The following is a 12,707-nucleotide window of genomic DNA, read 5'->3' on the forward strand; positions in this document are numbered from 1 at the left end:
AGAGATAATCATTCCGGTATCATAAACAGGTTATTCATAGCTAGCATGAGGTACAACCAAAGGAGTAACAATCGTCATGGCGAAAGATAATAAAGCACCCAGGCAAGAGGGCCCCCTCAGCCAACAACTCCGGAACCAGCGAAGACTGGCGGAAAAAAGCCAAAAAAGGCTCGCGCTCCCCAGGTTGGCGGCTCCGCTATCGCAGGTGCAAAATCAACGCTGCCTCGGGAAACCTCTGGCAGCAATAACCCCCAGCAGCAACAATATGAGAGCTATAACCGAACTATGCGGCGACGCATGGAACAGATGGGAACAGGACCTTCCAGCGAGAATGACCGCATGCTCAAAGAACGTGAGAAACGCAAAGAGCGCGTTGATCGACGTAAGCAGCGTCTCGCGGATGAGCGAGCCAAACTCAAGGCAGCCGGTCCGGTAGGTGGAATCAAGCTTGGTCGCTCGACCCTCTTCTTCGCCCTGGGAACGCTGGCACTCATCGTGCTTGTTATCGTGATCTTCATCATCATCCGTCACCCATTTTAAAATAGAGCAACAGACAGAGGGAGCACTGACAAGTACAACGTAGCTTGCCAATGCTCCCTCTACGAGCTCATAAACTCAGCTACAGAACTTTAGCCTCGTAGTAGGTTGCTCCCCCCTGACTACTCACATCACCGTGGTGCTGTTTAAACATTGGGTGATTGGTATATTCATCGACCGCTTCACGCGACTCCCAACGCGAGACAGCAAGCACGCTATTATCCTCGGCCTTCCATAATTCCATGCCAAGATAACCTTTGAAGTGCTTCATACGGGGCGCCTCACGCTCAAAAGCCTCCATCATCGCCTGCATACGCTCCGGTGGCACCGCGATCTTATTAACAACCACAAACATTATGCTATTCTCCTGTTCTTCTCTGCCTAATGTTAAGGGTGCTTTTCCTATGGCAACACCCTCTATGCCCATTATATGCACAAGTTCTATGATGCATGTAGCTGGACAGGACTTCATCCAACATTCTTCCCCTGGCAGGTGATATAGTTTAAGGAGAGATACACCTCATAGCAGTGTAGAATAGGGGTATTCTTTTATGCACATGACATGGCTTGATATTGTGGTCTTATTTGTCTCGGCTATCATTGGTGGCACACTCAACGCGGTCGCAGGAGGTGGAAGCTTCTTCTGCTTCCCCGCGCTTCTCTTTACTGGACTGCCTGCTATCCAGGCGAACGCGACCAATACACTGGCGCTCTGGCCTGGCTCGCTCGCCAGCGTAGGCGCGTATCGCCGAGAGCTCAAACACCAGCAACCCGCTATTCTCATTATTTTAATCGCTAGTAGCCTGCTCGGTAGCCTTATTGGGGCGCTGGTATTACTTGGTACCAAGCAGGATACTTTTGTTCAACTCGTACCTTTTCTGCTGCTCCTGGCAACACTACTTTTCGCTGTTAGTCCTTACTTTACCGCGCGCCTGCGGACGCGGATGCTGGAACATTCGGCTATCAATATTCCAACTCTGATTCTGGTAGCAGGCGCACAATTTCTCATCTCAATCTATGGAGGCTTCTTTGGAGGCGGTATCGGTATCTTGATGCTAGCAACATTAGCCTTAATGGGAATGGAGAATATCCATGAGATGAATAGCGTCAAAACGTTACTCACCGTAGTTATTAATGGGTCGGCAATGGTGCTTTTCATCATTCGGGGCGCAATCTTCTGGCCTCAGGCGCTCCTGATGATCGTGGGCACAGTGTTAGGGGGTTACGGTGGAGCATACTACGCTCGGAAGCTTGACCCGAAATATGTGCGGATTTTCGTCATCGGTGTCGGGCTCTTACTCACAGTCTATTTCTTCGCTCGCACATATCTGTCCTGGTAAGGGTATTTACATGCAGCACAAGGGTCAGGCTTGTTATACGATATGTAGCAGTCGATAGCCCGTCACTACATAGACACTTTTGCATATACTAGGCTATAGGTTATTACGAATTACTCACCACTTATTTAGCATTATCATCGGAAGCGGCTCTTTCACTATGAAATCACAGAACACCTCGTCCTCAATTGAGCAACAGACATCACAAACGACAGAAACAACTTCCAACGCGGTAAATCACGGAGACATGAACAAGTGGGCCGTGCTCGCCATTGTGGGCATTGGCGTGTTTATGGCGACCCTCGATTCTTCGATTGTTAACATCAGCCTGCCAGCCATCGCAAGCCACTTCCAAGTACCCTTAAATGGGGCCGTAGAGTGGATAATCATCGCCTATCTGGTCGCCACCGCTGCCGTACTGTTGACCGCCGGGCGGCTGGCGGATATGCTGGGCCGCAAAGTAGTATGGATTAGCGGGCTAGCAGTATTCACGCTTGGCTCCACGCTTTGTGGGGCCGCACCCAACCTGCCAATCCTGATAGTCTCACGCGCTTTTCAGGGTCTTGGGGGCGCGCTTATTATGGCTGTTAGCCCGGCTCTACTTACCAGCGCATTTCCCGCACATGAGCGTGGACGTGCCCTGGGCTTTAACGCAGTCACTGTCGCGCTCGGCGTAAGCGTTGGACCAACGTTGGGTGGGCTAATCACCTCGTCGCTCTCCTGGCGCTGGATCTTCTATGTAAATGTGCCCATTGGCATTATAGGCATTATCGCTACACTACGTATCCTCAAGGAGAGCATGAAACGCAATTCTGGGCGCTTTGATCCTCTGGGAGCACTTCTGCTCGCGGTAGGAATGGCTTCGCTCACAGGTAGCCTATCTTTTGGCGGCGAGATTGGTTGGACCTCTCCTATTCTGCTTGCGCTAGTTGTGCTTGGCGTCCTGTCACTTGTTGCGTTGCCTTTCGTAGAAGCGCAAGTCGCCAGCCCAATCATCGATTTCTCGCTCTTCAGCAATCGGGTTTTTCTCTCGGCCAACATTAGCCTTATTCTCAATTTTCTGGCTCTCTTCGCGGTGAGCGTTATGCTGCCTTTCTATTTTGAGGAGTTACGACACTTCCGAACCGAGCTAGCTGGACTCCTCTTGACGCCGCTCCCGTTGACCATCGCTTTGATCGCACCGCTGAGCGGTTCGCTGGCGGATCGTGTGGGTTCGCGCTGGCTGGCTGCGACTGGTATGACTATCGCCTGTATCGGCCTGATATTGATTAGTCAGCTTAATGCGCAGAGCTCGATCTTTGATATCATCTGGCGACTGGTCGTAGTGGGTGCTGGGCAGGCCATCTTCCAATCGCCCAATAATAGCGCGCTTCTGGGGCTGCTCCTCGCCAGAGGCAGGGACTGGCCTCTGGCTTTCTAGCGACTGGCCGTACGATGGGGCAGAGCTTCAGTGTGGCTATTGCAGGAGCGCTCTTTGGCGCGCTAGGTGGCTCCGCTGCAGGTCGTCTGCTCAGCTCAAATAACATAGCGGAAGAGCAACTCCTGGCACTTCAACAGACTTTTACGAACGCCTTCCAGGTCACTTTCATCGTGTGTGCATGCATCGCTGCGCTTGGTATCTTTGCCTCGCTGGTACGCGGCAAGGAAGAGCGTTCCGCTATATAAGTAGTACGCATGCTATAATTAGGGCATGAATCGTACGGACCGATTGCTTGCCATTATCTTAGAATTACAAGGCAAAGACCGCCAACGCGCCGAAGATCTAGCCGCGACTTTTGAGACCAGCAAGCGAACAATCTATCGTGATATCCAGGCTCTTTGTGAGTCGGGGGTTCCCGTTGTCTCGACGCCTGGGCAGGGCTATGCCCTCATGGAGGGATACTTCCTGCCCCCGCTTAGCTTCTCGGTACCCGAAGCGACCATGCTACTCCTTGGCAGTGATCTGATGGCACAGCACTTCGACGAACAGTATCGCGAAGCAGCGCTGGCAGCAGCGCGCAAGATAAGTGGTGCTCTTCCCAAACTTTTACACGAAGAGGTCCGCTACCTGCGCAATAATATTGTTTTTGTAGCCCCAGGTCCACAAAACGCATCAGACGAGCATGAAAAGTTACTCCTACTCCGCCGGACCATTCTCGACCGACGATGTATCCGCTTCACTTATCATACTCGGCACGGTGAGCAGAACGGCAAAGGTGGCGTCACGTCGCGCGAAGTGAATCCCTATCGTCTGGTCTCGCTCTACAACATCTGGAATCTGGTAGCCTACTGTCATCTGCGCCAAGAGATCCGCCATTTCCGCCTCGACCGCATAGAGGCAATTGAAGTGCTTGCAAGCACTTTCCAGCGCCCCTATGAGCTTGAAAATCCCAATCCTCAAGAGCGTCGCCCACGCCCTATTGTGGTACGCGTGCTCTTCGCACCAGAGATCGCACGCTGGCTTCAGGAAACACCAAACTACTTTATGACTAATTGTGAGGAGACGCCAGATGGCCTGCTTATCACCTTACACATTCGCCATGAACAAGATATCATGCCGTGGCTACTGGGCTGGGGACGCCACGCGCGCGTGCTAGAGCCCATAACCCTCCGCCAGCGCGTAGAGAAAGAGGCTCGCGCGATGCTACAACGATATCAGGGTATTGATTAAGAGTTATTCCTTAGTAACCATCGGTTCATTTCCACCTCTCTGCCTTTTGTTTTTACAATCGCCAAATATATACATATATGCATTTCATGTAATTGAGATATTATATGTGTTTTACATATATATTCATGGATATACAACAAAGGTTGACAATAGGTATATAATAGCTTATTATAGAGCATAAGCACTAATCGCACGAAGGGTCCCGTGGTATGGAGTCCGATAAAACACTTGAACGCCAGAAACGCGGAACGGCTTACGCTAAGGCTGGCGATTACCAGAGCGCCCTGGCCGAGTTCACCCAAGCCATTTCATTACAACCCTATGACGCCTCTAACTATCACAATCGTGCACTAGTCTATCGTAACCTGAATGACTTTCAGCGAGCACTCGACGACCTCTCTAAGGCCATCTCACTGCAACCAAACTATCCATCAGCATACTACCAACGCGGTCTGATATACTTCCTCACAAAGGAGTATCGCAAAGCTATTCAGGAGTTTAGTCTGACCATCTCCTTACAGAAGAATGAACTTTCAGCATATATAGGGCGTGCGCTCGGCTACTTCGAATTGCATGAGTTTCCCCAAGCTATTGTGAACCTTGATCGCGCAATTGCTCTCTCTCCCAAGACTGCTGGACAACATGGAGCCTACTCCAGTCGAGCCCAGGCACATGCGGCTCTGCAACAATATAGCGATGCCCTATCGGATTTTGAGCAGGCTCTACGCTTCGCGCCTAACGATATCGCGCTCTTGAACCACATGGGCGCAGCCTGTACCGATAGCGGACATCCCGAACGCTCGCTGACCTACTACAATCGGGCTCTTGAGCTTTCGACCTCCGCGCCCTTTACCTACAACAATCGTGGGGAAGCCTACCGCCTACAAAAGCTTTATCATGAAGCCATTGCTGACTTCAACCGGGCTCTTGAACTCGATGCATCACTCGCGACAGTATACTATAATCGCGCTCTGACCCTGGCTTCGCTCGATATGCATTCCAGGGCTTTAGATGACTTCCATCGAGCCCTGGAGTTAAATCCCAAACTCATCCTGGTGTACGCTGACCGGGCAATGTCATATGTTGATCTTGGTATGTATCAGGAAGCACTTACCGACTTCAACCATGCCCTTGAACTCGATAAGCAAAATATGCTTACTACCTACCACCGTGGCACTACCTATCTCTGGCTCAATGAAATTGATCGCGCTTTACAGGACTTTAATAAGGTTATTGAACAGGATCCCGATTCCGCCTACGCCTATAAAGGGCGCGGGGAAGTCTACTTGCGCAAAGGAGATCTTGGACGCGCACGCGACGATTATCAACGGAGCAGCGAACTAGACAGCACACAAATTGAGGCTCACTGGCTATGCGCATGGCTGGATATGTGCCTTGAGAACTATGAACCCGACATAATGTCGAAGCGCCTGGAACTCATTGCCAGTATTGACCCATACGACTATCACGCTATCCTGTCTTTCGCGGTCGCCCTTTTATTAGAAGAGAAGGCAGAAGATGCGCTCACAGAACTCTATAAAGCGCAAACAATTAATGAAAATGACTGGGGAATGCTCTTCTGGCTTGCTATGACTTCTGGCATACTAGAAATGGACGATGAGGCTTTCTCCGCTTTGGACAGCGCCATTATCAGCGCCCATCTCCCCCTAGCTCTACTCGCTCCTCTACGCTGGTTTCGGCATTCACGGCCAGATTTCTACGTCGAGCGTCTCTTACCTCTGCTTGAGCAGCTATAACCGACTAGATTGTCTCGGGAGGCTGCAAGGACTCATTCTTCAAAGCAGAACGAGCCAGGAAAGCGGCCCCCGTCGCGATACAACCAAAAAGCGCGATCAAGCCATAGGCATAGAGGAAACTACCCGTGTAATCAAAGATCAAGCCAATCAAGGGGGGACCTAGAATCACTGGCGGTGTGGAGACAGTGCTCATAAAACCCTGAGCCAGCCCCTTCTTGACGTTACGCAGATTTGCCGCGCTATTGAAGACAGATGCATATGGGATAGTCGAGCCAATCCCGATCATCAGTAAGGCCACAACCGCCAGCCAGGGCAGGTGCAGAGGAAGGGCCAGCAAGATAACACCCAGACAACCAAGCGCGGTTCCCGACCGGAGCAGCGACATTGAGCGCACATAACGACGCGCAAGCAACCAACCTCCCAACGGGCGGAAAAACATGCCGATGATTGGCGGCACAGAACCAATAGCACCCGCTACAACCAGCGATATACCATAGACATGCATCAGGTAGAGTGTAATCGTCGCCGCAATAGCATTCCCCAGACTGAAAGTACCCATATGTGAGAGCCCAAGCAACCAGAGCGAGCGCGAACGGAGCGCAGTACCAAAGCGAGGAGCGCTGACCTGCCGCGCCTCTCGACGCTCCGGGATCAGCAACCAGGTTACAATACAGGCAAGCGTCAGTAATCCCCAGAAGAGAAAGCAGCCCTGCCAGCCCAAACGAGGCAACAAGAGTGGGGTAAAGAGGAGCCCCAGACCCGCCCCCAGTTGCACCGATCCCCCATAAAACCCCTGTCCTAATGTAGAGTAACGTCCTAGTCCCGCAACCACATTCGCCCCTGCCAGAAAGGCACAGCCAGCCGCGAATCCAATCACGACCTGCCAGGCCAACATCCATGCCAGGCTGGCAACAAGTGGTTGCGCGATGCTTCCCAGTGCTAGCGAGCTACATGATATGAGCAGAACTGGCTTCGTACCAAAGCGATCCGCCAGCACGCCACCAACCATATATGTAAGTGCCATTCCGATAAAGAGAAGCGTGGAGAAGAGCCCAACCTCACCGCTTGTAATGTGCATCTCGGAACGCATAGCTGAAGAGAGAGGGCTATAATTAGTATAGTGTACAGAAATCATGATGCCAGTGAAGAGCGCAACCAAGATACGAACTGTCGCACGCCCCCTGCTCATTGCACCATCTATCACAACAGGCGCAGCAGCCTCCACATCAGATGCACGCGAGGCAGGCTCCAGATTAAGGTTCGCCACAAGATAACTCCTTAATAATTAAGGGATATTTACATAATGCGCCATCGCGCATCCAGCAAAATATGCCACATCTTAAATATGCCACATCTTATATGTATCATATTTTGGCGATCACATTTGCCCTCGTCTGTACAGAAAGTAGAGACTGAGCATATAATGAGAGCACTCGCCCATTTTATGGCTTTTGTAGCGCATGCTTGCACAGGAGGTCGAAACACTTGGCGAAGCACTTTACCACGCAATCACAGATCGCAACGCTACGCTGGCTCGGCAGCGAAGCGATGTATCTCGATACCCCCAATGTGAGCCCATGTGCTCATATGGTCATAGGACGCTACGGTGGTCGCTCCTCATCAGGCGCGCATAAGAATGAGGATGGAGCTTTTATTTGTTGCGCTCAGGATGCTTCCTGGGAGGTCGCGGCACTCATTGATGGACACTACAGCCCACAAAGCACAAGCCTGCTGCTGGATCTCTTTACAGACCAACAAGACATGATTGCATCCCTCATGCAGCAACCCATCGAGACAGCATTCATCTCACTTCAACAAATTATCTATCAGCAACTTAGCTCACCAGCCTTTAGAGAACGTTGCCGCACTATACGCGGCGAAGCTTCATGCTTGATCTGCGCACGCAAAGAACGTTTTCTCTGGTGGCTCTGCATCGGCGATTGTGTACTCTACCTGTTGCATCCAGAACTGGCACGGCTTGGTCAGTTCGCACTTAACCAGCGCAGTTTTTTTGAGTGGGTAGGGCGCTCAAATATCTTTGACCTCCCCATTCCTTGCTATGCAACTGGCATTCGTGAACTACGCGGAGGCCGCAACCGAATACTTCTACTCACTGATGGGCTGCTAGAATTTGGGCAGCATCCCTTTGAGAATCCCTGGTATCTCTATGATCATTTCACACGTAAGCGTGAGGTTCGCGATATAGATTTACGACCGCTGGCTCGTACCGCGCTAGAACGTGTACATGAAGAGGGCGGATTAGATAGCGCAACGCTACTCCTCTGGGACATTGAGAATCCCCAATCACCAACCTGGGCTTCCTCGCCCGCGTAATCGCTCACAAGTAATCGCTCTATATGGGCTCTTATCGCTCAGAGCTAGAAATGGGACCAGACATGGAAGAGATTGAGACACAAAGTGAAGCCCCAACCCGCTCACGCACCGTTACCTGGACCGATCCACTCGCCAGCGCCCAACTGGGCAGACAGATGAGCGGGCTAGAATATCTCAAAGCACTATTAAGTGGAGCCATCGCGCCCCCACCAATAGCGGAACTTATGGGGATGAGTCTGGCTGAAGTTGAAGAAGGACGCATCGTTTTTGTTGTCGAGCCTGCCGAATACCATTACAATCCAATAGGCTCCGTACATGGCGGTGTGGCAGCGACCCTGCTTGACTCCGCAATGGGCTGCGCCGTTCAATCGGTGCTACCACTCAAGACAGCCTATACCACTCTAGAACTTAAGGTCAATTATCTTCGTCCCCTGACAAGCTCGACTGGTCCTGTTCGCTGTGAAGGTAATATCATTCACCAGGGTGGACGCATCGCAACAGCAGAGGGACGCATCGTTGACGCAGCAGGAAAACTTTACGCCCACGGTACAACAACCTGCATGCTCATGCGTCCACAGAGCTGATTCTCAAAAGCACAACGCACAAGCCACCCTTTCCGAATACCAGGAAGGGTGGCTTGCATATCGCTCACAAGGGAAGTGGCTCTCAATAACCAGGAGCCGCTGAGCTAGTTGGAAGTGCATCAGGTCCATTAGAACCACTGCTCCTCCTATTCGAAGGCATCATACCGGGAGCATCATTGTCACCGCCCTCATTGCCACGGCTCCACTCCGAACCCGGATTGCGGCGGCTACCATTGCCCGAACCGCGACCGCTACCATCACCAGAGCCGCCCGAGCTATTATTTTTATCGCCATTTTTCCCATCTTTGTCGCGACCATCTTTCCCGTTCCCATCCCTCAATTTGGGATCTTTACAGGCTTCGGGAATTTCCTTATCGCTATCAGTATCATTACTGATATCTTCCTCATCCTCGTCTTTAGGCTCCGGACAGACTACAGGCGGGACATAGTAGTTCGCCCCTTGAAGCGTAGGCTGAGTACCATCAATAAACCAATCACTCACGGTCCCCTCACCAGACGCAGGAACTAGTCCGGTATTCGCTGAGACAGTACCTAAATGCACGCCCGCTGGACGAGGAAAACCATCAGGCGGAAAGTCATAATATTGAGAGGTATACTCCATCACATCTCGCCAGATAGGACCAGCACCAGTAATACCAATGACATCATACATCCGCTCATTGTTGCTATTGCCAGCCCAAACGCCCACAGCCAGATACGGCGTATAGCCAATAGTCCAGTTATCACGGAAACTATCAGTAGTACCAGTCTTTGCCGCCGCTGGACGGCTTAGCTCCAACGGATTTCCCGGATAGAACTCTTTGTAGCGCGCGGTTCGATCAGAGAGAATGTCGTTAATCAAGAACGCTACATCTGGTCTCAGCGCACGTATACCAGCAGGATGAGCACTATTGAACTTGTATATCTCCTTGCCCTGATTATCTTTTATAGAGAGAATTGAAATGGGAGGCATGCGTAGACCCTGGTTAGCAAAGGTGGCATAGGCACCCGTCATATTGAGCAGCGAAACCTCTTTTGAGCCCAGCGCCAATGAGGGGCCTGTTTGCGAGGTAGGGAGATTCGCCACCTCTGGAATGCCCAGACGGCCCGCCATATTTTTCACATTCGGGATGCCAGCATACATAATGGCATCAATAGCGGGAATATTAAACGAATTCGCAAGCGCTGTACGAACCGTCATGGGATAATCGCTATGGAACTTGGCGTCATAGTTCTGCGGATGATAATAATCTGGCGGATCAACAGGGTACACGGTCTGATGATCAGAGACAATCATGGCGGGATACCAGCCCATTTCAAAGGCTGTCGCATACACAATAGGCTTGAAGGATGAACCTGGCTGACGCTCAGTCGTGGCTCCGTTCATCTGCCCTGGGGCCTCAGGCGTGTTGGCTTCATAGGAGGCGCTACCATTCATAGCCAGGATCTCGCCATTCTTGGGATTCATCACCACAACAGCGGCGTTGTTCACGTTCTTGTCTCGACTCAACACATTATAGGTACCCAACCCCTGGTCATAGGTCGTTGTATACAGGTTGTTGTAGGTTATGGCCTCTACTTTCTGTTCTAAATCATAGTCGAGCGTAGTATATACATCAAAGCCACCATCACGCAGATTGACGGGGCCTCCAAGCACTTGCTCAAGTTGATTAATGACATATTGAACGAAATGGGGAGCTTTCATACCTGAATTAGCATTATAGGACTTGATGACGCTCTGACGCATCTCGGCACGGGCCTGCTCTGCCTGGGCGGGAGTAATCATCTTCATCTCAACCATCGAGTTCAGCACAATGGCTTGACGCTCCAGTGCAGCCTCTTTGTTAATCACAGGATTATAGTACGTCGGGCTCTGGGGCAGACCCGCAAGGAGTGAAGCCTCACCCAGTGTCAGGCGCGAGATGGCTGGCTTACAAACATTTTTCTGGCATTGTGGTTGCAGGCCAAAAAAGTTGCGCGCAGCCGCTTCGACCCCATAGTTGATATTGCCATAGTAGACAGTATTGAGATACATCTCCATGATTTTCCATTTGGGGTACTCTTGTGTTAGACCCGCTGCCAGCACAGCCTCCTGCGCTTTGACTGGTAAACTGCGCTCCTGGCCCGCAAAGAACTGGTTCTTAATGAGTTGTTGGGTGATCGTGCTTCCCCCCTCGCGCACCTCCCCACTACGTGCGTTGGAGAGAAACGCACGTCCAATACCCTGGAGATCAACACCTCCATTAGACCAGAAGGTATGGTCCTCAGCAGCTACAGTAGCATTAATCAAAAGTGGCGAGATATCCTGGTAGTTGACATAGGTACGTCGCCCCTTGCCGATTTGTTTATCATACAACTCATATAGGAGTTTGCCATGGCGATCATAGATATGGGTAGTCTGAAAAAGTGAATGATGGGCAATACCGTCAATGGAAGCTTGCTGAACCTGGTAATAGCCATATGCAAGGCCAGTGCCACCAAAGGCAATAAATAAAACTACCAGAAAGAGCAAGGAAGCACTAATGAGCAGGCGTGGAGGACCTGAACGCCCTCTCCTGGGATGCTTCAAGCGTGAACGCCTTTTACGCAAGGCTTGTCTATGCCCCTTTGCGTTTCTTCTAGTCTCACGCGTTTGTATGGATGGTTTGAGGACAGCAACAATACTGGGCATAGTCAGCGTCTTCTGCTCTGTGATATCAACTAGATGGGCGATATACGCTTGCAGCGTTCGAGGTCGCTTTTCAGAGTCGCTTTCCGCCTGAGAGAGCGAAACGTGCTGCGTAGGCGAATCTGGTGCAGTATGTGCAAGGTGTGAACCACTGTGGTCTGGCAGATAGGGTAAGGGTTGTTTAAACAACGTGGGCGGTTGCTTGTGGTTACCCTTGCCAAGCATACCTCTATCGGCTGATTGCGGTAGAGCGTCCTGTGATGAGCTGAAGTTCTGCCTTGAAATGTCTGATTTATTAGTATCAGGATGCTCGGTTGACATTTATATATATCCCTTCTGGATCATAGTACATTTTCCCTATAAATTGACTCATAAACGTCCCACTCCTATCCACATGCTTTGTACAATAAGGTTTTTATTCAGTATCTCATCACTTCAGTATCCTCACCACTTACGTGGCCCACTGGGCTTGTCTGGGAACTCTTAGGCGGCGTATCGGCTCCAAGTCCATACTAGTCACAACAAATCCTTATCCAAGCTACGCACCAGCATATTTCCCGGTAAGTTCACGTGTTGCACTCACCTACTACACATTATAGTAAAACGTATGGGATAGTGATTTGGAGTATTTAGGCAGTATTATGGCTGAATATCGATAATTATAACTATAAAAATGTACTCTTGCTGGCAGGTAAGATATGAACAAGGGAAAAGAGGTGAATGTTGCAACTCAAGTGCTTGAGTGACGTAGTAGTACATTGAGGGCTGGATACGGAGAGGCAAGATAGACTTGGTAGTATATAATAATCAGGAACCTCATACCATCAAGATAGGCGCTTG

At 50.8% G+C, this 12,707-nt stretch carries 11 protein-coding genes; 8 read left to right on the forward strand and 3 right to left on the reverse strand.

Annotated features, from left to right (window positions below; translation table 11 throughout):
- Nucleotides 1–285: 285 nt before the first annotated feature.
- A complete protein-coding gene (locus tag K3T82_RS11215) occupies nt 286–540 on the forward strand; it encodes a hypothetical protein (RefSeq protein ID WP_220193553.1) in 255 nt (84 codons plus the stop codon).
- 79 nt (nt 541–619) lie between these two features.
- On the opposite strand, the gene K3T82_RS11220 is transcribed toward K3T82_RS11215, so the two are convergent.
- Nucleotides 620–892 (reverse strand): antibiotic biosynthesis monooxygenase family protein, encoded by a 273-nt coding sequence (locus K3T82_RS11220; RefSeq protein ID WP_220193554.1) that lies wholly within the window; start codon nt 890–892, stop codon nt 620–622.
- Between the two features lie 196 nt (nt 893–1,088).
- On the opposite strand from K3T82_RS11220, the gene K3T82_RS11225 reads away from it, so the two are divergent.
- From K3T82_RS11225 to K3T82_RS11240, 5 genes are all read left to right on the forward strand, one after another.
- Nucleotides 1,089–1,877 (forward strand): sulfite exporter TauE/SafE family protein, encoded by a 789-nt coding sequence (locus K3T82_RS11225; protein WP_220193555.1) that lies wholly within the window; start codon nt 1,089–1,091, stop codon nt 1,875–1,877.
- 157 nt (nt 1,878–2,034) lie between these two features.
- The gene (locus K3T82_RS11230) at nt 2,035–3,294 is read left to right on the forward strand and encodes a DHA2 family efflux MFS transporter permease subunit (RefSeq protein WP_236031108.1); all 1,260 of its coding nucleotides are present in this window, start codon (nt 2,035–2,037) and stop codon (nt 3,292–3,294) included.
- Nucleotides 3,295–3,326: 32 nt separating this feature from the next.
- A complete protein-coding gene (locus tag K3T82_RS47635) occupies nt 3,327–3,539 on the forward strand; it encodes a hypothetical protein (RefSeq protein ID WP_236031110.1) in 213 nt (70 codons plus the stop codon).
- Nucleotides 3,540–3,564: 25 nt separating this feature from the next.
- Complete coding sequence (locus tag K3T82_RS11235) at nt 3,565–4,524, forward strand: helix-turn-helix transcriptional regulator (protein WP_220193556.1); 960 nt, start codon at nt 3,565–3,567, stop codon at nt 4,522–4,524.
- 209 nt (nt 4,525–4,733) lie between these two features.
- Nucleotides 4,734–6,281 (forward strand): tetratricopeptide repeat protein, encoded by a 1,548-nt coding sequence (locus K3T82_RS11240; protein WP_220193557.1) that lies wholly within the window; start codon nt 4,734–4,736, stop codon nt 6,279–6,281.
- A 4-nt stretch (nt 6,282–6,285) separates the two neighbouring features.
- Here K3T82_RS11240 and K3T82_RS11245 read toward each other — a convergent pair whose 3' ends face one another.
- Nucleotides 6,286–7,548, reverse strand: a complete 1,263-nt coding sequence (locus K3T82_RS11245; protein ID WP_220193558.1) for an MFS transporter — start codon at nt 7,546–7,548, stop codon at nt 6,286–6,288.
- A 218-nt stretch (nt 7,549–7,766) separates the two neighbouring features.
- Here K3T82_RS11245 and K3T82_RS11250 point away from each other — a divergent pair, with 218 nt between their 5' ends.
- Entirely contained in the window at nt 7,767–8,615 is an 849-nt protein-coding gene (locus tag K3T82_RS11250; RefSeq protein WP_236031112.1) for a PP2C family serine/threonine-protein phosphatase, read from the forward strand.
- Between the two features lie 62 nt (nt 8,616–8,677).
- Nucleotides 8,678–9,199: a PaaI family thioesterase gene (locus K3T82_RS11255; protein ID WP_220193559.1), complete on the forward strand. Its 522-nt coding sequence runs from the start codon at nt 8,678–8,680 to the stop codon at nt 9,197–9,199.
- Between the two features lie 82 nt (nt 9,200–9,281).
- On the opposite strand, the gene K3T82_RS11260 is transcribed toward K3T82_RS11255, so the two are convergent.
- Nucleotides 9,282–12,188 carry a transglycosylase domain-containing protein gene (locus tag K3T82_RS11260; protein WP_220193560.1) on the reverse strand — a complete coding sequence of 969 codons (2,907 nt, stop codon included), beginning with the start codon at nt 12,186–12,188 and terminating at the stop codon, nt 9,282–9,284.
- Nucleotides 12,189–12,707 lie beyond the last annotated feature (519 nt).

Origin of the sequence: Ktedonospora formicarum (assembly GCF_016587355.1) — a bacterium.
In the GTDB taxonomy this organism is placed as follows: Bacteria; Chloroflexota; Ktedonobacteria; order Ktedonobacterales; family Ktedonobacteraceae; genus Ktedonobacter; species Ktedonobacter formicarum.